The 19,132-nt window shown below is 31.0% G+C and carries 21 protein-coding genes; 11 read left to right on the top strand and 10 right to left on the bottom strand.

The annotated features are described in order from the left end of the window. Nucleotides 1-6: 6 nt before the first annotated feature. Complete coding sequence (locus Q0945_RS06325) at nucleotides 7-876, bottom strand: AraC family transcriptional regulator (protein WP_299432199.1); 870 nt, start codon at nucleotides 874-876, stop codon at nucleotides 7-9. 404 nt (nucleotides 877-1,280) lie between these two features. Here Q0945_RS06325 and Q0945_RS06320 point away from each other — a divergent pair, with 404 nt between their 5' ends. Both Q0945_RS06320 and Q0945_RS06315 read left to right on the top strand, forming a co-directional pair. Further along, complete coding sequence (locus Q0945_RS06320) at nucleotides 1,281-2,327, top strand: sugar kinase (protein WP_299432196.1); 1,047 nt, start codon at nucleotides 1,281-1,283, stop codon at nucleotides 2,325-2,327. Between the two features lie 64 nt (nucleotides 2,328-2,391). Further along, a complete protein-coding gene (locus Q0945_RS06315; protein ID WP_299432193.1) occupies nucleotides 2,392-3,060 on the top strand; it encodes a bifunctional 4-hydroxy-2-oxoglutarate aldolase/2-dehydro-3-deoxy-phosphogluconate aldolase in 669 nt (222 codons plus the stop codon). 287 nt (nucleotides 3,061-3,347) lie between these two features. Here the strand turns inward: Q0945_RS06315 and Q0945_RS06310 are convergent, their stop codons facing one another. Further along, the gene (locus tag Q0945_RS06310) at nucleotides 3,348-4,235 is read right to left on the bottom strand and encodes a LysR substrate-binding domain-containing protein (RefSeq protein WP_299432190.1); all 888 of its coding nucleotides are present in this window, start codon (nucleotides 4,233-4,235) and stop codon (nucleotides 3,348-3,350) included. A gap of 77 nt (nucleotides 4,236-4,312) precedes the next feature. On the opposite strand from Q0945_RS06310, the gene Q0945_RS06305 reads away from it, so the two are divergent. The 8 genes from Q0945_RS06305 to Q0945_RS06270 all read left to right on the top strand — a co-directional run bounded on the left by Q0945_RS06305 (nucleotide 4,313) and on the right by Q0945_RS06270 (nucleotide 9,921). Next, entirely contained in the window at nucleotides 4,313-5,221 is a 909-nt protein-coding gene (locus tag Q0945_RS06305; protein WP_299432187.1) for a DUF1338 domain-containing protein, read from the top strand. Between the two features lie 61 nt (nucleotides 5,222-5,282). Beyond that, nucleotides 5,283-5,705 (top strand): DUF983 domain-containing protein, encoded by a 423-nt coding sequence (locus tag Q0945_RS06300; protein ID WP_299432184.1) that lies wholly within the window; start codon nucleotides 5,283-5,285, stop codon nucleotides 5,703-5,705. After that, the gene (locus Q0945_RS06295; protein WP_299432181.1) at nucleotides 5,683-6,315 is read left to right on the top strand and encodes a Crp/Fnr family transcriptional regulator; all 633 of its coding nucleotides are present in this window, start codon (nucleotides 5,683-5,685) and stop codon (nucleotides 6,313-6,315) included. The genes Q0945_RS06300 and Q0945_RS06295 overlap by 23 nt, the downstream gene beginning before the upstream one ends. 171 nt (nucleotides 6,316-6,486) lie before the next feature. Further along, nucleotides 6,487-6,834, top strand: a complete 348-nt coding sequence (locus Q0945_RS06290) for a rhodanese-like domain-containing protein (RefSeq protein WP_299432178.1) — start codon at nucleotides 6,487-6,489, stop codon at nucleotides 6,832-6,834. Between the two features lie 24 nt (nucleotides 6,835-6,858). After that, complete coding sequence (locus Q0945_RS06285) at nucleotides 6,859-7,071, top strand: DUF2892 domain-containing protein (RefSeq protein ID WP_299432175.1); 213 nt, start codon at nucleotides 6,859-6,861, stop codon at nucleotides 7,069-7,071. A 138-nt stretch (nucleotides 7,072-7,209) separates the two neighbouring features. Continuing rightward, on the top strand, nucleotides 7,210-8,541 hold the full coding sequence (locus tag Q0945_RS06280; RefSeq protein ID WP_299432172.1) for a cytochrome ubiquinol oxidase subunit I: 1,332 nt from the start codon (nucleotides 7,210-7,212) through the stop codon (nucleotides 8,539-8,541). 3 nt (nucleotides 8,542-8,544) lie between these two features. After that, a complete protein-coding gene (cydB, locus tag Q0945_RS06275; protein ID WP_299432169.1) occupies nucleotides 8,545-9,618 on the top strand; it encodes a cytochrome d ubiquinol oxidase subunit II in 1,074 nt (357 codons plus the stop codon). A gap of 9 nt (nucleotides 9,619-9,627) precedes the next feature. Next, a complete protein-coding gene (locus tag Q0945_RS06270; protein ID WP_299432166.1) occupies nucleotides 9,628-9,921 on the top strand; it encodes a hypothetical protein in 294 nt (97 codons plus the stop codon). Here Q0945_RS06270 and Q0945_RS06265 read toward each other — a convergent pair. Next, on the bottom strand, nucleotides 9,918-10,916 hold the full coding sequence (locus tag Q0945_RS06265; RefSeq protein ID WP_299432163.1) for a metal-dependent hydrolase: 999 nt from the start codon (nucleotides 10,914-10,916) through the stop codon (nucleotides 9,918-9,920). The two genes, Q0945_RS06270 and Q0945_RS06265, sit on opposite strands and share 4 nt — an antisense overlap. Nucleotides 10,917-10,997: 81 nt before the next feature. Here Q0945_RS06265 and upp point away from each other — a divergent pair, with 81 nt between their 5' ends. Then, nucleotides 10,998-11,651, top strand: coding sequence for a uracil phosphoribosyltransferase (upp, locus tag Q0945_RS06260; protein ID WP_299432161.1), 654 nt, complete (start codon nucleotides 10,998-11,000; stop codon nucleotides 11,649-11,651). A gap of 19 nt (nucleotides 11,652-11,670) precedes the next feature. Here upp and Q0945_RS06255 read toward each other — a convergent pair whose 3' ends face one another. The 7 genes from Q0945_RS06255 to nirB all read right to left on the bottom strand — a co-directional run bounded on the left by Q0945_RS06255 (nucleotide 11,671) and on the right by nirB (nucleotide 19,081). Continuing rightward, nucleotides 11,671-12,333: a response regulator gene (locus Q0945_RS06255; protein WP_299432158.1), complete on the bottom strand. Its 663-nt coding sequence runs from the start codon at nucleotides 12,331-12,333 to the stop codon at nucleotides 11,671-11,673. 376 nt (nucleotides 12,334-12,709) lie between these two features. Continuing rightward, nucleotides 12,710-13,078 carry a hypothetical protein gene (locus Q0945_RS06250; protein ID WP_299432155.1) on the bottom strand — a complete coding sequence of 123 codons (369 nt, stop codon included), beginning with the start codon at nucleotides 13,076-13,078 and terminating at the stop codon, nucleotides 12,710-12,712. After that, nucleotides 13,068-13,661 carry a bifunctional precorrin-2 dehydrogenase/sirohydrochlorin ferrochelatase gene (locus tag Q0945_RS06245; RefSeq protein WP_299432153.1) on the bottom strand — a complete coding sequence of 198 codons (594 nt, stop codon included), beginning with the start codon at nucleotides 13,659-13,661 and terminating at the stop codon, nucleotides 13,068-13,070. Before Q0945_RS06245 ends, Q0945_RS06250 begins: the two co-directional genes overlap by 11 nt. Before the next feature lie 2 nt (nucleotides 13,662-13,663). Then, nucleotides 13,664-15,499 carry a PAS domain-containing protein gene (locus Q0945_RS06240; RefSeq protein WP_299432150.1) on the bottom strand — a complete coding sequence of 612 codons (1,836 nt, stop codon included), beginning with the start codon at nucleotides 15,497-15,499 and terminating at the stop codon, nucleotides 13,664-13,666. Between the two features lie 35 nt (nucleotides 15,500-15,534). After that, complete coding sequence (locus tag Q0945_RS06235) at nucleotides 15,535-16,122, bottom strand: DUF4202 domain-containing protein (RefSeq protein ID WP_299432147.1); 588 nt, start codon at nucleotides 16,120-16,122, stop codon at nucleotides 15,535-15,537. 27 nt (nucleotides 16,123-16,149) lie between these two features. Beyond that, entirely contained in the window at nucleotides 16,150-16,527 is a 378-nt protein-coding gene (nirD, locus tag Q0945_RS06230; protein WP_299432144.1) for a nitrite reductase small subunit NirD, read from the bottom strand. Between the two features lie 37 nt (nucleotides 16,528-16,564). After that, nucleotides 16,565-19,081, bottom strand: coding sequence for a nitrite reductase large subunit NirB (gene nirB / locus Q0945_RS06225; RefSeq protein WP_299432141.1), 2,517 nt, complete (start codon nucleotides 19,079-19,081; stop codon nucleotides 16,565-16,567). Nucleotides 19,082-19,132: the final 51 nt, after the last annotated feature.

Genomic DNA, 19,132 nt, shown 5'->3' with positions numbered 1-19,132 from the left:
AATGTGTTAATTAGTATATGTAAAATGCTTTAAATATTCTGAAGGTGTTTTGTTTGTAATATTTTTAAATTGTCGGTTAAAATTGGAGATGTTATTAAAGCCAGATTCATAACAAATACTTGCAATATTTCCTCTTTGTTCTATAAGTTGGTTACATGCATAGCCTATACGTACTTCATTTAAATACCTGGAAAAGGTTTTTCTATTAATACGTTTAAAATACCTGCTAAATGCAGAGGGGTTCATATTTGCAACATTGGCAACATCTTCTAAGGAAATAGGTTTATTAAAATTTTCAAATATATATACGTACGTATTGTCTAATGTTACATTTTTTGTTTTGTTAAAGGCCTTAATGTACCCTTCACTAGATAGTACTTCATAATTATTATGTGATGCAAGATTGTTTAAAATTTTTAATAATTCTATAGTTCTTTCAAAACTATTTAATGAAGAAATGTTTTCAATTTTTTCGGGTATAGAAGAGTCTACATCTATAAATTTAATTCCAAATTTTGCTTTTTCTAAAAGTTTTCCAATAGGTTTCATTTCTTTGGCTTCAAAAAAATCTTTTCCTAAAAATTCTTCTTTAAAATGGATAACAATGTCTTCGGCCATTAGGCCAGAATTTGCTTCAAAATAATAATCATCATTAACCCACATGTGTGGAAGGTTCTTTCCAATTAAAACAAGGTCACCTTCTTCAAATTTTTTAATACTATCGCCAACAAATCTTGTTCCAGTACTTTTTAAGGTTAAAACCAATTCTAACTCCGGATGGTAATGCCAAACTTTTAAAAAAGAAGGTTCGTTATGTCTAGTAACTGTAAAAGAGGTATTCTCAAGGTTGTCTCTACTTATAAGGTGTAATTTCATAGTATTTACTTAGATACTGCCCGCTAATCTTAACAATATAAAACAAAATTAACGGTTATCTGTTGTTTATGGCAAAAATAGTATTACTATTGGTCGTTTTTGTGGTAGGAATTCTTTATTTGGTAATATACATTTGCATAAATTATCAAATTTTAAATAAAAGAGTCTAATGAATGTGAAATGCATAGCTTTTGAGACTCTGAAACTTTTTTGCTAAAAGAAACTTACTTCTGTCTTTATTTGAAATGCAACATTAGAAGATTTTAAGATATAGTAAGTAAATTAAATCAATTTTCAATGGAACCTTTACCTCGCATAGTGTTGATTCTTTAGAAAAAATATAAAATTATGATAGTTGTTAAAACTTAAATATTTTTTAAAAACTTTAATCAATTTAAAATCAGATGAAAAAAGTAGTAACCTTCGGAGAGATAATGCTAAGATTAGCACCTCAAGGATTTTTAAGATTTTCACAAGCAAATAACTTTGATGTTGTTTATGGTGGAGGAGAATCTAATGTTGCAGTATCATTAGCTAATTATGGTGTTCCTGTAGATTTTGTAACTCGTTTGCCAAAGAATGATATTGGTGAATGTGCATTAATGGAAATGCGTAAGCGTGGTGTTGGTGTAGATAAAATTATATATGGTGGAGACCGTTTAGGGATTTATTTCTTAGAAACAGGAGCAGTAAGTAGAGGTAGTAAAGTAGTTTATGATAGAGCGCATTCTGCTATTTCTGAAATAGAATCAGGAATGATTGATTGGGATGCTGTTTTTGAAGATGTAGAATGGTTTCATTGGACGGGCATTACTCCTGCAATTTCGCAAGGAGCTGCGGATGTATGTTTAGAAGCAGTAAAAGCTGCTAGTGCAAAAGGAATAACAATTTCTACAGATTTAAACTATAGAGCTAAGCTTTGGAATTTCTGTGATGATGCGCATAGAGAGGCTATTATGACCGAGATAACTTCTTACTGTGATATAGTTTTAGGAAATGAAGAAGATGCAGAAATGCATTTTGGTATTAAGCCAGAAGGGATTAGTGTACAAACAGAAGGGCATAATGTAAAAGCAGAAGCTTTCTTATCTGTTTGTGAGCAAATGATGAAAAAATTCCCGAAAGCTAAAAAAGTAATTACTACATTACGTGGTTCTATTTCGGCTTCTCATAATACATGGGCAGGAGTATTATATGATGGTAAAACATTATTCCAAACGCGTCAATACCAAATTACGGATATAGTAGATAGAGTAGGTGGTGGCGATTCTTTCATGGGAGGATTAATCTACGGATTATTAAAATACCCAGAGGATGACCAAAACGCACTTGATTTTGCTGTTGCGGCATCTTGCTTAAAACACACAATTAAAGGTGATGCCAACTTAGCTACTGTTTCAGAAGTTGAAAAACTTATGGGTGGTGATGCTTCTGGCCGTGTTGCTAGATAAGTTTTTAAATTTAAAATAACAAATCCTCTTCTTAATTGGGGAGGATTTATACATAAAAAAAGATATGGCACAATATTCAAGAATAGAAGTAGCTAGTGTTATGAAAGAAACTGGGATGATTCCTTTATTTTTTCATAATGATATAGAGTTAAGCAAAAAAGTTTTAAAAGCTTGTTACGATGGTGGAGCTCGTTTAATGGAGTTTACTGCTCGTGGAGATTTTGCTCACGAAGTTTTTGGTGAGTTAACAAAATATGCAATTGCAGAATTACCTGGTATGATTATGGGAGTTGGTTCTGTAACTGATGGAGCAGCTGCTTCATTATATATGGCTTTAGGAGCTAACTTTATTGTAACTCCAGTTTTAAGAGAAGATATTGCAATTGCTTGTAACCGTAAAAAAGTATTATGGTCTCCAGGTTGTGGTACTTTAACAGAAATTACTAGAGCAGAGGAATTAGGTTGTGAAATCGTTAAATTATTTCCTGGCGATATTTACGGACCACAGTTTGTAAAAGGAATTAAAGGCCCGCAACCATGGACAAGTGTTATGCCTACAGGAGGAGTTTCTCCGACGGAAGAAAATTTAAGAGGTTGGTTTGATGCCGGTGTTACATGTGTTGGTATGGGGTCTAAATTAATTTCAAAAGAAATTATAGCAAATAAAGATTATGCTAAATTAGAGCAAGACGTAAAAACGGCACTTGCACTAGTAAAAACGGTAAGAAAATAATTTTTTAAAAGAGGCTGTCTAAAGACGGTCTCTTTTTTATTATTTCTTATCATCAAGGGAATGAAATCTAATCTTATACGGAAGACCGACAGTCGGTATAAATTGAGTATTCCTCTGTACTTGCAACAAAAAAGAGGTTTATTAATTACGAGCTTTAAGTTGCTACATTTTGGTTATACTTTCCTGTTTCAAATTCATTAATTCTCACAACTATATACCTAGTCTAATCATAACTATTTTACAATATAAAACGCAAGTATAAAAGGCTATGCTGAAGCTTTTATTACTTAAATTAAAGTTAAAAGGTGCTTTAATCCTGGGTTGTCATTATTTTTATGCCAAGCAGCATAAAGCTCTGTTTTCTGCGGAATATTTTTAAGTTCTATATACTGTACTTTATAATTAAAGTTATCTCGTAAAGAATTTGGGATGATAGAAATACCCATGCCGTTTTCTACCAATCTAAAAATTGTAGGGGCATGTATAGATTTGTGCGAGACTTTTGGACTAAAACCATGTTCTGCACATAAGTTTAGTATTTGCTGGTAGTATAACGGGCTATTTTCGTTTGGGAAAAGTATAAATGAAGCCTCAGAAAGTTGTTTTATAGTTTTAAAGTTAGATGTATTTATAGCGTAATCCTGTGGTAAAACTAAGGTAAAATGTTCTTTAAAAATTGGTTTTAATAGTATGTTAGCGTTTACTTTATTAGAACGCATAAAACCAATATCTATAGTGTTATCTTCTAGATGTTTTAATTGGTCAATATTAGTTAGCTCTTCTAGCTGTAGTTTTATTTTAGGATGTTCATCATCAAAAGATTTTAAAATAGGAGGCAAATATTGTTGCATTGCCGATGCTACAAAACCTATTTTTAAAGCTCCTTTTTTTCCTTCATTTTGTAATATCCAATTTTGAACAGAAGAATCTACTTGTTTTATTATTTTCTTAGCTTCAATTAAAAATAATTCCCCAGAGGTATTTAAAGATACATTTCTATTATTACGTTCAAAAAGTTTTGTTCCAACAATAGATTCTAAAAGAAGTATTTGCTGACTTAAGGCCGATTGTGAAATAGATAAAACCTCGGCAGCTTTTCTAAAATGTAAAATTTCTGCTAAAATAATAAAATAGCGAAGTTGTCTTAACTCTATTTGATTAGTAATACTTATCATTTAATAATTAATAAGAATTGTTATTAATTAAAAGTACTATTAATTTTAAGAGATATAGATGCAAAAAATATGCTATTATGAATTTTGATAAAAAAAGTGGGTTAGGTAACGTTTTAGAAGGCTTGTTTAAGCCATATTTAGAGCGTGTGCCAGATGTTAGTAAAATAACAGCTGCAATGGTTAGTAATGGTCTTATAACAAGTCAAGAAGATATTGTAAATGACCATATAGCTTTTAGAACTTTAGGTGTTCCTAATTTAGGGGTAAACTCTTTTGAAAAAATATTTTTGCATTACGGGTATACTAAAGAAGATTACTTTTTTTTTGAAGAAAAAAAACTAGATGCTTACTGGTATGCACCACCTTCTCCAGAATATCCACGAATATTTATTAGTGAGTTACGTGTAAAAGATTTGTCAAAGAATGTACAAGGCGTTATCTTAAAATATACTAAAAATATTACTATAGATCCGGTAGATAAATTAGATTTAAATATTGCAGAGGAAGTAGGAGACTTCTTTTATAAATCGCTTTGGCAATTACCTTCTTTAGAAGATTATAAAACACTACTTGCAGAGAGCGAATATGCTTCTTGGGTAATCTATAACAGGTATTATTTAAACCATTATACAATTAGCGTACATGAGTTGCCAGAAGCCTATAATACCGTAGCCAAGTTTAATGATTTTATAGAATCTATAGGGGTACGTTTAAATACTGCTGGCGGAAAAATTAAAACTAGTGCAGACGGACTTTTAAAGCAAAGTAGTACTGTTGCTAAAATGATAGACGCAGAGTTCTCTAACCATAAAAAAGCCAAAATATCTGGTAGTTACGTAGAGTTTGCAGAACGCTTGCCTTTACCAGAATTTGCAAGTATAGATCCTTCTAAATTAACAAGAGAGCAAAGAAGAGAAGGTTTTGAATCTGCAAATGCAGATAAAATTTTTGAGAGCACGTTTAGTACGCAAACACAAAAAGAATAGTGTAACATTTGTTACTTTTATAGTTAGCGTAAAAGGCTATTTTCGTAGGTAAAAGAATACGATGTCTTTTAAGGGAACAAAACTTTACAGTATTTTATTTCTAAAATGTCCAAGGTGCCATGAAGGTATTTTTTTGGAGGCTAACCCTTATAAAATAAATAACTTTAATAAGGTTAAAAAAAACTGCCCTTGTTGTAATTTAAAATATAGTATAGAACCTAGCTTTTACTATGGCTCTATGTATGTTTCCTACGGTGTTGGTATTGCTGTTGCTGTAGCAGTTTATGTATTAATTCAAATTTTTAACTTAGAGTTTAACCTTTTTTTTACCTTTATTAGTATTATTATAGGGTTACTAGTAACTATGCCATATATAGGTGCAGTTTCAAAGTCAATTTGGGCCAATATTTTTTTTAATTATGATAAAGATATTGCGTCTAAAGTAAAAAGGGAAAGGCAAAATGATTCAAGAATTAAAGGATAACTACAAAGACGTTTTTGAAGAAGGTTTAATTAATGAAATTAACCAAGTGGCTACCTTTAAAGAAATTCCAGAAAATTTTAAGATAATAGAGATAGGAGATTATATTAAATCTATGCCTTTACTATTATCTGGAGTAATAAAAATATTTAGAGAGGATACTAATGGGGATGAATTGTTACTTTATTTTTTAGAGAATGGAGATACTTGTGCCATGACCTTAAGCTGTTGCATAGGACAATCTAAAAGTGAGATTAGGGCAGTTACAGAAACACAGGTTAAGTTACTTATGATTCCTGTTCAAAAAATGGAAGAATGGATGGCTAAATATACTAGCTGGCGCGCTTTTGTTTTAAATAGTTATCATAACCGTTTAAATGAAGTTATGGAGACGGTAGATAGTATTGCTTTTCTAAAAATGGATGAGCGTTTGCTAAAGTACCTTAAAGATAAAGCAAGAGTTACACATAATAATAGTATACATAATACCCACCAAGAAATAGCTTATGAACTACACACTTCTAGGGTGGTAGTTTCTAGACTTCTTAAAAAGCTAGAAAACATGGGTAAAATAGAGCTAAATAGAAATCATATTCGTTTAGTAGAATTATAATTTTTTCTTTTCCAATGTAACATATGTTACCGTAGTATACAATTTCATAACCTAAATTTACATAGTGTTTAAATAGTACAATTTGGATGCATCTTGGTTGGTTGTTTAAGGAAGCGGTTATGGAAAAATAATCGTTTCCTTTTGTTAACTTATTTATTTTAAAAATATAATATGTCATTATTACGTAGTTTGTTTGGCGCAAAGAAAGATTATTCAGGGATTGTTGAGGTGTTACATAAAACATCTTTTAAATCTGCTATTTCTGATAAAAAAGTCCAGATTATTGATGTTAGGACTCCCAATGAATTTGGACAGGGACACATAGAAAACGCAATGAATGTAGATTTTTTTAATCAATATAGTTTTACTAGTTATTTTAAGAAGATAGATAAAAAAGAGCCATTATATATTTATTGCCGCTCTGGAGCGCGCAGTAAAAAAGCATCTCACAAATTAGCCGATATGGGTTTTGAGAAAATTTACGATTTACAAGGAGGATATTCTAATTGGAAGTTATAAAAGTTTAAACTAAAATTTAATAGTATGAAAAAAAATATGAATACCACAGACCGTATTATTCGTTTTATTATTGCAGGAGTAGTTTTAGCATTATATTATACAAATGTAATAGGCGGAACTTTAGCATATCTACTTATTACTTTATCTATAATTTTTATTGTTACAGGTTTTGTAAGTTTTTGCCCGTTGTATAGAATTTTTGGAATAAGTACTTGTAAAATAAAAAGCAATAAATGAGTAATTTTTTAAAACTAAATTTTGTTAAAGGTGAAACAAATGTTTCGCCTTTTTTATGCTATAATAATTTCCTTTTTTAGTTCTATGGAGTACCTTGCAATTGTTTAAATGAAATAAGCTTCAATAAATTTCTTTAGTATGGAAGACATGCTTTTTTATGATAGGTTGCAATTTGCTTTTACTATCACATTTCACTACATATTTCCGCAATTAACCATGGGATTGTCTTTGTTGATAGTCTTTTTTAAAGGGAAATACCTAAGGAATAATATTGAGAAGTATAATGATGCTGCTAAGTTTTTCATGAAAATTTTTGCCATAAATTTTACTATGGGAGTGGTAACGGGAATTCCTATGGAATTTCAATTTGGTACCAATTGGGCAAAGTTTTCAGAATTAACAGGTAGTGTAATAGGGCAGACTTTAGCAATGGAAGGAATGTTTTCTTTCTTTTTAGAATCTTCATTTTTAGCACTTTTTATTTTTGGAGAAAAGTTAATGGGGCAAAAGCTACATTTTCTAACAGGTTTTTTAGTTTTTTTAGGCTCCTGGGCTAGTGGTTGGTTTATTTTGGCAACCAATGCTTGGATGCAACACCCAGTAGGGTACGAAATTTTAGATAATGGTAAATTTGTTTTAGAGAATTTTTCGGCATTATTCAGTAATCCATGGCTCATACCTGCTTTTTTGCATAACCAATTGGCATCCGTTGTAACCTCTTCTTTTGTTGTAGCAAGTATAGGTGCTTTTTATGTGTTAAGAAATAAACAAACAGAATACGGAAAACTGTTTTTAAAAACAGGAGTAATTTTTGGATTAATATCTAGCCTTTTAGTAGCTTTCCCAACAGGAGATTGGAATGCAAAAAACGTTGCAAAATACCAACCAGCGTCTTTTGCTGCTATGGAAGGAATTTTTGAAACAGAAGAAGCAGGAGCAGAGATTGTACTTATTGGGCAGCCCAATATGGTAGAAAAAAAGTTGGATAATAAAATAGCAGTACCTAATATATTGAGCTTTTTAACCTACCAAGAATGGGATAGGCAAATTCCAGGAATGGACCATTTTAAAAAGGAAGAATTGCCAGATAACATTCCGGCTCTCTATTATTCTTATCATATAATGGTTGGTTTAGGAACTATTTTTATTGGGGTTATGTTTTTGTCGGCTTTCTTTTTGTGGCGAAAAAAATTATATACATTAAAGCCACTATTATGGACTATTATGTTTTTAGTTCCTTTTCCTTATATAGCTAATCTTACAGGTTGGTACACTGCAGAGTTAGGAAGGCAACCATATTTGGTTTACGGTTTGTTAAGAACAACCGAAGGTATTTCTCCCACAGTTTCTTCTGGGAATACATTATTTACTTTACTAGGTTTTGTAGCCCTGTATATGCTTCTAGGATTATTATTTTTAGTCTTGGTAGGAAAAACTATTAACGAAGGTCCAAAACACCAAACACATTAAATTATGGAACTATTTTGGTACATAGCAATAGCAGTTGTTTTAACAATGTTTTTTATTTTAGATGGATATGATTTTGGAACAGGAATAATTCATTTATTCTTTGCAAAAGAAGAGAAAGACAAAGAAGTAATTACAAAAGCTGCAGGTTTATTTTGGGATTCTAATGAGGTTTGGTTAGTAGCCGCAGGAGGAATGCTTTTTATGGCTTTTCCAACCTTTTATGCATCTGTATTTAGCGGCTTTTATTTGCCTTTAATTTTAGTTTTGTGGTTAATTATTTTTAGAGCAATAGGATTAGAACTTAGAGGTCAATTTAAGTTTCAAATGTGGAAAGATATTTGGGATGCTTCTTTTGGAGTTTCTAGTCTATTACTAGCTTTATTTTTTGGTATTGCTCTGGGTAATATTGTTAGAGGTGTAAATTTAGGTGGGGTTGAGAAAGGAATTTCAGAATATGAAGCACATTATTTTTTCCTACCATTATGGGATAGTAGTTTTAGTCCGTTAAGCAAAACTCCTGGAGTTATAGATTGGTTCACCATTATTATAGGAATAATATCTGTAGTTGCTTTAACAATTCATGGGGCCAATTGGATTATTTTAAAAACAAACTCAACTATAAATAATAAACTTAAAGGTGTAATTTTAAGACTAAATATTGTACTTGCTGCACTTACCATTTTCTCTTTAATTGTTTGGAAAATTATTAACCCAAATTCCTTTGATAATTTTATACAGAAACCCTATTTAATGGTATTTCCTATTATTTACCTTACTGGTTTAATAGGACTGTTTTTTATTAAAAAATTAAAGAAAGATGTGTATGCTTTTACACTATCTACTTTGCTGATATTAGGAGGAATTACATCATCCTTAGCATCTTTATTTCCAGTGTTGTTACCTTCTGTAAATACGGTAAATGAGCCTTTAACTATATATAATACTGCTGCTACAGAATATGGTTTGTCTGTTGCTCTAAATTGGGGAATAATAGGTTTTATACTTCTTTTTGTTTACATGATTATTCAAAAAAGATTAATGGGAGGTAAAATTGATACTATGGATTATGGGCATTAATATTCTGGTATGACAGGTACGCTAATAGCATTAATTAGTATTCTAGTAGGAATAATAGCTGCTAATAGTTTTGGGTATACAGTTAAAAAATATTCCTTTGGTATCATGGGTAATACCATAGCCGGCGTTTTTGGAAGTGTATTTTTAATTAAATCTTTTGGAAGATTAGGCTTTGACCCTTGGTCTATAATGAATAACGAAGATTTTGTAGGTTTACGACTAGTTATAAATATAGTAGTTTCTGCATTAGGCGGAGTTGTAGGTCTAATTTTAGCAAAATTGCTTTACAATAAGATTAATTAGTTTCCTTTTAATCGGCCCCATAAATCGCTAAGTAATTTTTTCCCATTCTTAGAATTTTTTGGAACTTCAGTAAACATAACTTTGTTAGAATCCTTTACAGTAATCTTATACTTAAAAACAAAATTTTGCGAGTTTGGCTCTAAGCTTAAAAGACCAAATCGTAAATCATTAAAATATAAATTGTTATCATTTTTTTGGATAATATACCAGCCCTCAGAAATAGCAATCATTCGTTGTACACTCGTATCTTCAACTAAGTTTTTTAAAAGATGATGGTTTTTGGGGTAAGTTTCAAACCGGATTGGTTGGGAATCAAAAAAAGAATAGTTTCCTAATAAATAATTATCCTTAGTTTTTACATTTGCGCTCCACAAAATAGTATTTAAAGCAGATGGTCTTGTGTCTAATTGTAGATACGCTATATTTTGTTTTTCTAAGGCATCTTTAAATTTATTAAAAGCAATCCATTTTAGTAAAAGTGTTAGTAGCAAATAACCAGAACTTACCAGTAACCCCATTCTATTATAATAACCGCGTTTTTTTGTAGTACGCTTTTGTCGCATTGCTAGTAATAAAAATATTAAAAACGGTAATGTATACAAAGGGTCAATAACAAATATGTTTTTAAAGGCTAATCGTAGATCTAAGGGCCAAAATAGTTGCGTTCCCCAGGTGGTATGCGCATCTAACATTGGATGCGTTATAAAAGCCCAAAAGAATAACCAAGACCATGCATTAATGTCTTTATGTTTTTCATATCTAGAAACTAGCCAACCAAATATTGGCGCAAAAACAATAGAAAATAAAATAGAATGCGTAAATCCGCGATGAATTTCTAACGCTGAAACAGTATCTGTAAAGTAGGAAGCAAATACATCTAAATCTGGAATAGTACCAGCAATGGCACCATAAAGCATTGCCTTATTTCCAATTTTTTTTCCTAAAACAACTTCGCCAACTGCTGCTCCTAATACAATTTGTGTGAGTGAATCCATAGTATGTATTCAAAAGTAAGTTATAGCAACATACTTTACCAGTATAAATCTGTAATTTAGTAAGCGAAATTTAAATGCCTTATGATCATACATCACCTTGCTTTAGAAAATTCGATTTTAAGCAAATTTATAACAGAAATAAGAGATAGCACTATTCAGAAAGATACCATGCGTTTTCGAAAAAATATAGAGCGTATTGGAGAGGTTTTAAGTTATGAGTTAAGCAAAACTTTACATTTTGAAGCTACAGAAGTGCAAACTCCTTTAGGTATAAAAAACACATCAAAATGTATAGATAATATTGTTCTTTGTTCCATTATGCGTGCAGGATTACCTTTACACCAAGGAATATTAAATTATTTTGATGATGCGGAAAATGCATTTATATCAGCATATAGACATCATCCAGATGGGAAAGATAATTTTGATGTAATTGTAAAATATTTAGCAGCTCCTTCTATAGAAAAAAAGACTTTGATTTTAGCAGACCCAATGTTGGCAACAGGTAAAACATTAGAGAATGTTTTAAAGGCATTAGAAACTCATGGTACACCAGAACAAATACATATTGTTGCGGTAATAGGATCAGAAGAAGGTGTAAATTTTATTGAAAATGTATTTCCTGAAAATACGCATCTTTGGATTGCTGATATAGATTCTGAGCTTAATTCCAAAGGTTATATTATTCCTGGTTTAGGAGACTCTGGAGATTTGTCTTATGGAGGAAAATTGTAAGGAGAAATAATTTTATAAACTATATAAACCCTTTTTCTTTAGCAGTTTCAATAAGCTCCCTATCTGAGGCTTCTTTGTTTCCAAAATAAGCCTTTATTTTCTTTTTACGCCTTTCTATACTAGCAATAGATAGGTGTACAAAATCTGGTAAATTCTTCATTTTTTCACCAACCGATAAAAAGTATAAAATTTTAATGTCATAAACATCTAGAGTAGGGTTCTCCGAGTTTTGAACATTCTTTAGTTTTTTAATTTTGCTAGAAAAGTAGTTTCTATCATTTAGAACAGCATCAATAGCATCTAGTAATATTTCTGGAGTTGTTTCTGTTTTAATAATATATCCATCTGGCTCTAAATTATTAAGAATGCTGTATATTCTTTGGGTATCTCCTATAGAGCTTAAAACAATAATTTTAGAGTTTATTGTTTTTCTAATTTTAATTCCTAAATCTTCACCATTTATTAAAGCATAATCATTATTAACTGGTAAGCGTATATCTAAGAAAACTATATGAAAAAAATCTGGTTCATTTTGTTCAATTAAATTTATAGCTTCTACACTATTTTGTGCTTTGTAAAATTCAAATACATAATTATCACTAAATTCATTTAATGACAGTTCATAACCTTTTAGGATTATTGGATGGTCATCGACCATTAAAATTTTTATTATAAGTTTCAAAATTTCAAAAATCTAGTTTAAACCAGATATATTTTTTTATACATAAGTTTCTGTAACAATTGTAAAATTATTACAGAAGCACCATAGTACTTTTTTATGTAATTAATGGTTAGTGTTAATAATTGCGCAATATAAAAATTACTTTATAAGATGATTTTACTTTACGTAAGTAAGTTCTCACTTATTGCCTAAAAACACTGTTTTTTAGTAAAATAGAAGGAAAAACCATCACGTTATGATGTGTTTATGCTCTATTGTTGTTACCAAAGGAGTATAAATATTTATGAATAAGATATTGACGCAAGAATATTTTAAAAATAAAAAAACTAACGCTTATTGTATGAAATTTGTTATTGTAAGAAGAGTTTGTAAAAAATTAAATTAATGCTTTGGGGTTAGGATAGTTATCGGATTGATCCTCTACGGTTTCATCCATACAAACAAAATCTTTTTCTACAAGTATAGATAATGAATTTGCAGCATCAATTTTTAGAGTGTGTTTATGGCCAATTATAGTATTGGTAGGCCATTCTAAACAATCTTTTTTTGGTATATAGATGGTAATTGTGTTCTCTAGATAAGAAGCCTCCATCGTATTTATAACTTCTTTAGCAGTAATTGTGTAGATTAGTGTATTGTCTGGAAATACAATTTTTTCTGAAAATGAACCTGTTTTTGCTAAACTGTCTACTTCTGTTTTTGTAAGTCTAAGACGTACAGAATTTCCTCTTATTCTAATTTTCATTAGTATCTTTTTTACTTACTAAACCTTTAGTAAATTCATTTAATGTTTCTACTTTTTCTTCAAAATCTCCTTTAATAGTTTTCCTAAATTCATTAAGATTTTTTACTAAGTCATCTATATTATCAGGAATAACATCTTCAAAGAATTGTCGTAATCTTTTTGCTGTGGTAGGCGATTTTCCGTTTGTAGAAATTGCAACTTTTACATTCCCTTTTGTAACAATGCCTCCCATATAAAAGTCGCAAAATGGTGGATTATCGGCAACATTAACAAGAATGCTTCTTTCTCTACAATCATGGTATACTTGCTCATTAACAGTAACCTTGTCTGTAGTAGCTATAGCTATATGCTTCCCTTTTAAATATTTCTCATGATAAGCATCTTTAATAATCTTTACATGATGTTTTTTTGCTAAGGCAAGTGTTTTATCTAAAAAATCTATAGAAACCATTTCTACTTTTGCATTAGGACTTGACTTTAATAAAAAAGTAAGTTTTTCTAAACCAACATTACCCCCGCCAACAACCAAAATACTAAGTTCCGATACTTTTAAAAATATGGGATATAACTCGTTACGCTCCATTTTTAATCTTCTTTATCTGTTTTGTAGTTTATAGTTATTCTAGTGCCTTCTTCTGGAATAGAGTTTATAAACAATCTGCCATTAATATAACTTATTCTTTCTTTCATAAAAAATAACCCCATGCCACCATCACTATTATTTTTAGGGGCTTCCTTTAAAATAACAGGGTCAAAACCTTTACCATCATCGTCTATTACTACACTTAAAATATGGTCAGTATAATTTATGGTTAGTAAAATATAGTTAGATTCTGCGTATTTTATGGCATTATTTATGGCCTCTTGTGTAACTCTATAAATATTGGTTTCTGCTAGAGAATCAAACCGAAAATTACTTTCAGTTTTGTTATCAAAAAGAATGTTTTTTCCAGTTAATCTAGAAAGTTCTGTGGTCATTTTTTGTAGTGCAGGTAATATACCATGATCACTTAATTCTGGCGGTGTTAAATTAAAAGTGGCAGTACGCACCCCTTTTATTAAGTCAGAAGTTAATTCTTTTAAATAGATGATTTTTTCTTTCGCTTTTTCTTGATTTTCTAGGTCAATAGATTCTATATTAAATCGTAAAGCTGTTAACATTTGCCCTATACCGTCATGAATATCTTTGGCAATACGTTTGCGTTCTTCTTCCTGTCCTTCTACTATTTGGCTTGCTTGTCTCTTTTTTTGAAGTATTCTTTCTTCATAATTTTCTTTTGTAAGTTTTTCAACTTGCATTAAGTGTTTTTTTCTTTCAGTAATATCAGAACATAAAATTAAAACACTTTGTTGCCTGCTAGATTGGTACATAGGAATTATAGAAATGTCTAACCAAATGGTTTTACCTGTAGTAGTAATTTTTATTTCTTCATTTCTTATGCTATTCTTTTTATTGCTTTTTAAAATCTCTTTTAAATACTTTTGTTGCCCTTGATCTGTAGTTAAAAGTTCTTGAAGTGGTTTTTTTAAATCTTCATGAGAACACCCAAGTAGGGTAATAAATTTTTTACTAATAAAAACAATACTACCGTCTTCTCTAGCACTTGCAAATAAGGCAGCATTATCAATTACAAAATTTAATTCTTGAAGCTCTTGTAAAGACTTTTCTTTCTCATCATACAGTTTTTGTATTTGAGAAGCATTTTTATCTGATATTAATTTGTGTTTCATTAACTTAGAAATACTATTTCTAATTTGGATAGAAAGAGGTCTAAAAATAAAAACCATTTCTAGAAATAGAATTAATAAAGAAAAAGCTAAAAGTAGATATTCTTTGTTTTTTAATTTTTGAAGTTCCTTTCTACTTTGTTTATCATACGTATTAACAATAGTGTCCATTATGTTAAGAAAAATTCTTTCTTTTTTTAGTAAGATAGAGGTGTTTTCTTGGTATTCTTTTGTGGTGTGGTAGTTGGGAGTATTTGCTGCTTTAAGAATTTTAGTAATGGCACTTACCATTGCATTATGGTGCGGGTTTAAATCTTTAAATAGTTCTTTAATTGGGCTGTAGTTTTCAACAACAATATCCATTTCTTTGTCGCCAAATTGTAATGCTTTATGAGAAGCAGTCCATTTAGATAAAGTAGTTTTTATTTCTCCAATAATTTGGTCTTTTTCACTTTCATTTTTCACCTCTTTTAAAAGCAATATTTCCTTTACTAGTTTTTGACTAAAAGCCCGCTGCCTACCTGCAATATTTATTATTCTAGAATCGTCTAGTTGGGTATTAATATTTGTTTGTATTAATATTTGCGCTATAATAACCGTAAGTGCTATTGCAGATAAGGCAAGCAAATACCATTTGCGAATCCTATTAAAGGTTTCGGTATCTAATGGTTGTTGCAATTTATCTTCGCTCATATTAGAATAAAATTATTCCCGATAAGGGTAATTTTTTAGGCTATTGCTTTTGTTACTAATGCTAAAGAAGCATCTGATAAAGGTAGTTTTAAAGCTGCTTGGTGTCCTTTGTCAGACATTTTACGCCATGTTTTCTGTAAAATATCTATTAGTTTGTCCTCTTCATATTTTTTAGCAAAAGGTTCAAAATAAAACTCTAGAAAAACCAAACAAATTACATCTTCTAATATTTGCGTTTCTTCATTTTTTTTAAGTTGTTTCTTTTCTAGAAGGAAAGCAACTTTATCTATGGTTTCTTGATCATAGCCTACTTCTTTTAATATTTCAGAAGATTTTTTAGCATGATATTTTTTTAAATCTTGTCTCCATTTAAGATAACCAACTCTATTCATTTCATAGCTACCTCTTGCAATTTCCCATCTGCAAATATGTTGGCAACGTGCAGTAAGTTGCAATGCTTCTGATGCATTTGGTGCAAACGTATTTAATTTGTTTGTCATCCTTATAGCATATAATACTTCTTTTGCGTATGTTTTTCCTTGGTATTCTTCTTTATTTGGGTCTTTTTCATTTGCAGCATCAAATAAAGAATATGCTTTTTGTAATTTTTCTGTAGTTGCCATATATAACTAGGATTAGTAAATCCAAAGCTATTCAGAAAAACCTACATACACAAAGTCATTTTCAATTTTTACAGGATATGTTGCAATTGCTTCTAAATCGCCATTTAGATTCTCGCCATTTTCTAATGAAAATATCTTTTTGTGTAAAGGGCAAGCAACCATAGGAATACCCTTGTGGTCCCCAATCATTCCTCTACTTAAAACCATTTCTTGTTTTTCTGGAGATAGGTTTTGGCAAGCATACCATGTATTTAGTCTTTTAAAATTAAATACGGCAATTTGCAAATCTTTATATTTTACACATGCGCCTCCATCTTTTGGAAAGGCAGTAACTGGTGCTGCTTTAAACCAGATAGTTACATCTTCTGGTTTTACTGTGGTATATTTATCTGAAAGTATGTTCATTATTTAAAATTTAGAAATTGGTTGTTTTAAAACTTAATTAGACCCATTTTTCTGGCATTTTCTGCTCTCTTAATGGCACAAAAACTAAGTTGTCATCTTCCTCTTCACTATTTACGAAGTGGTTAAAACGTTTCATCATTTCTGGGTCATTAATAGCTTGTGTCCATTCGCATTCAAACTTATTAACTAGCGTTTGCATTTCATTTTCTAAATCTTCTGCAATTCCTAATTTATCTTCAATAATTACTTCTTTTAAATAATCAAGACCACCTTCTAAACGTTCTTGCCATGCTGCTGTTCTTTGTAGTGGTTTAGCAGTACGCATGTATAACATTAAGTAACGGTCTATATATTTAATTACCGTTTTGTTATCTATTTGCTCTGCAAATAACTCGGCATGTCTTGGTGTAGCACCACCATTGCCACCAAGGTATAAGTTCCAACCACCTTCTACAGCAATTAAACCAAAATCTTTTCCACGAGCTTCGGCACATTCACGAATACAACCAGAAACACCACCTTTAATTTTGTGAGGTGCGCGTATTCCTCGGTATCTATTTTCTAGTTCAATACCAAAACTTACACTTTCATCCATACCGTAGCGACACCAAGTAGAACCCACACAAGTTTTTACAGTTCGTAAAGATTTTCCGTAAGCATGTCCACTTTCAAAACCATGGCCTATTAAATCTTTCCAGATTAATGGTAATTGGTTTAGAGTTGCACCAAATAAATCAATACGAACGCCACCAGTTACTTTTGTATATAAATCATATTTCTTAGCAATTTCTCCTAGTGCAATTAACTTATCCGGTGTAATTTCTCCACCAGGAACACGAGGAACAACAGAATACGTTCCATTACGTTGAATATTGGCTAAGAACCTATCATTAGAATCTTGTATGGCATATTCTTTATTGGCAGTATCTGCATTTATACTAGCCATTAAAGATGCTACAACTGGTTTGCATAACTCACAACCATGACCACCGTTTCCGTGATTGTCTAGAACTTCATCAAAAGTTTTATATCCTTTTACTTGTATTATTTTATATAAATCCTGTCTGTTTAAATCAAAGTGTTCACAAACGGTATCTTTAACTTCTATACCTAAAGATTTTAAAGTAGCTTCCGTAAGGTCTTTAACCATTGGTTTACAACCGCCGCAGCCAGTACCTGCTTTGGTGCAACTAACTACATCTGCTAAATCTTTAGATTCTCCACTTTCAATAGTCCCGCAAATTTGTCCTTTTGTAACATTTTCGCAAGAACATATTTGCGCTTCATCTGGTAAGTCCATAACATCGCCAAAAGAACCGCCACCTTCAGTAGCAGGTAAAATTAATTGTGCAGGGTCTTCAGGAATGGCCATTCCGTTTAAATAAATTTGGTGTAACATGCTATAATCTGTAGCATCACCAACTAGAATACCACCTAATAATTTTTTGCCATCAAGACTTACGTTTATTCTTTTATATAAATGTTGGGTTTTATTTTCAAATATTATAGAATGTCCTTTTGCTGCGGGCATAAAAGGTTCTCCAAAACTAGCAACATCTACTCCAATAAGTTTAAGTTTGGTAGACATGTCTATTTCTTCTGCCATTACACTCTTGTTTTCTCCTAATATTTGGTCTACAGCAACCCCTGCCATATCATAACCTGGAGCAACTAAACCATATATCATTTGGTTATAAAGAGCAATTTCTCCTATAGCATAAATATTAGGATCCGAGGTTTGCATTTTATTATCTACAACAATACCGCCACGTACGCCCATTTCTAAGCCGCTTGTTTTAGCAAGTTCATCTCTTGGACGAATACCTGCAGATATAATTAGCATTTCTACATCTAATACATCGTCTTCTCCAAATTCCATTCCTGTAATAGCTTTATCTCCTAAAATTTGGTTGGTAGCTTTACTTAAATGTATGTTTAGTCCTATAGATTCTAACTTGAGTTGTAATACCTGACTACTTCTAGAATCTAGTTGCCTTGGCATTAATTTAGGTGCAAATTCAACAATATGTGGTTCTAGTCCCATATCCATTACAGCTTTTCCTGCCTCTAAACCTAATAATCCACCGCCAAGTACAGCCGCTTTTGCATTTGGGTTAGTTTGTTTTAGTTTAGCGGCATAAGCAAGCATACCTTCTAAATCTTCAATAGTTCTGTAAACAAAAACCCCTTCTTTCTCCACACCTTTAATAGGAGGTACAAAAGCAGAAGAACCGGTTGCTAAAACCAAATAGTCGTAGGATAACTCACGGTCTTTTGCTGTGGTAATTTTTTTTGAGGCCTTGTGAATATCTGTAACACGTTCGTCAACAATTAAATCTATGTTATTTTCCGCATACCATTTAGCAGGAGCCATTTCTAATGCTTTTGCATCTTGATTTTCAAAAAACTCACTTAAATGTACACGGTCATAAGCAGGCCTTGGTTCTTCACCAAAAACTATAACCTTAAATTTTTCACTTCCTTCTTTGGTGACAAATTTTTCACAAAACTTATAACCAACCATCCCATTTCCAACTACTATTATAGTTTTCATACGTACTTGTTTAGATATTACATTACAAAAATACGTATAATTACGTATTTT

Origin of the sequence: uncultured Maribacter sp., from assembly GCF_947500405.1 — a bacterium.
In the GTDB taxonomy this organism is placed as follows: Bacteria; Bacteroidota; Bacteroidia; order Flavobacteriales; family Flavobacteriaceae; genus Maribacter_B.
The sequence above is the reverse complement of the archived record's forward strand: the minus strand, read 5'-3'. Positions and strand labels throughout refer to the sequence as shown.

Bases quoted from the DNA above. Each gene is read 5' to 3' on its own strand.
- Q0945_RS06325 (WP_299432199.1), bottom strand. From the start codon at position 876: ATGAAATTACACCTTATAAGTAGAGACAACCTTGAGAATACCTCTTTT.
- Q0945_RS06250 (WP_299432155.1), bottom strand. From the start codon at position 13,078: ATGAAAATTAGAATAAGAGGAAATTCTGTACGTCTTAGACTTACAAAA.
- Q0945_RS06240 (WP_299432150.1), bottom strand. From the start codon at position 15,499: ATGAGCGAAGATAAATTGCAACAACCATTAGATACCGAAACCTTTAAT.
- Q0945_RS06265 (WP_299432163.1), bottom strand. From the start codon at position 10,916: ATGGATTCACTCACACAAATTGTATTAGGAGCAGCAGTTGGCGAAGTT.
- Q0945_RS06300 (WP_299432184.1), top strand. From the start codon at position 5,283: ATGTCTTTTAAGGGAACAAAACTTTACAGTATTTTATTTCTAAAATGT.
- Q0945_RS06295 (WP_299432181.1), top strand. From the start codon at position 5,683: ATGATTCAAGAATTAAAGGATAACTACAAAGACGTTTTTGAAGAAGGT.
- nirD (WP_299432144.1), bottom strand. From the start codon at position 16,527: ATGAACATACTTTCAGATAAATATACCACAGTAAAACCAGAAGATGTA.
- upp (WP_299432161.1), top strand. From the start codon at position 10,998: ATGATCATACATCACCTTGCTTTAGAAAATTCGATTTTAAGCAAATTT.
- Q0945_RS06245 (WP_299432153.1), bottom strand. From the start codon at position 13,661: ATGGAGCGTAACGAGTTATATCCCATATTTTTAAAAGTATCGGAACTT.
- Q0945_RS06270 (WP_299432166.1), top strand. From the start codon at position 9,628: ATGACAGGTACGCTAATAGCATTAATTAGTATTCTAGTAGGAATAATA.
- Q0945_RS06285 (WP_299432175.1), top strand. From the start codon at position 6,859: ATGAAAAAAAATATGAATACCACAGACCGTATTATTCGTTTTATTATT.
- cydB (WP_299432169.1), top strand. From the start codon at position 8,545: ATGGAACTATTTTGGTACATAGCAATAGCAGTTGTTTTAACAATGTTT.
- Q0945_RS06290 (WP_299432178.1), top strand. From the start codon at position 6,487: ATGTCATTATTACGTAGTTTGTTTGGCGCAAAGAAAGATTATTCAGGG.
- Q0945_RS06305 (WP_299432187.1), top strand. From the start codon at position 4,313: ATGAATTTTGATAAAAAAAGTGGGTTAGGTAACGTTTTAGAAGGCTTG.
- Q0945_RS06315 (WP_299432193.1), top strand. From the start codon at position 2,392: ATGGCACAATATTCAAGAATAGAAGTAGCTAGTGTTATGAAAGAAACT.
- nirB (WP_299432141.1), bottom strand. From the start codon at position 19,081: ATGAAAACTATAATAGTAGTTGGAAATGGGATGGTTGGTTATAAGTTT.
- Q0945_RS06280 (WP_299432172.1), top strand. From the start codon at position 7,210: ATGGAAGACATGCTTTTTTATGATAGGTTGCAATTTGCTTTTACTATC.
- Q0945_RS06310 (WP_299432190.1), bottom strand. From the start codon at position 4,235: ATGATAAGTATTACTAATCAAATAGAGTTAAGACAACTTCGCTATTTT.
- Q0945_RS06320 (WP_299432196.1), top strand. From the start codon at position 1,281: ATGAAAAAAGTAGTAACCTTCGGAGAGATAATGCTAAGATTAGCACCT.
- Q0945_RS06235 (WP_299432147.1), bottom strand. From the start codon at position 16,122: ATGGCAACTACAGAAAAATTACAAAAAGCATATTCTTTATTTGATGCT.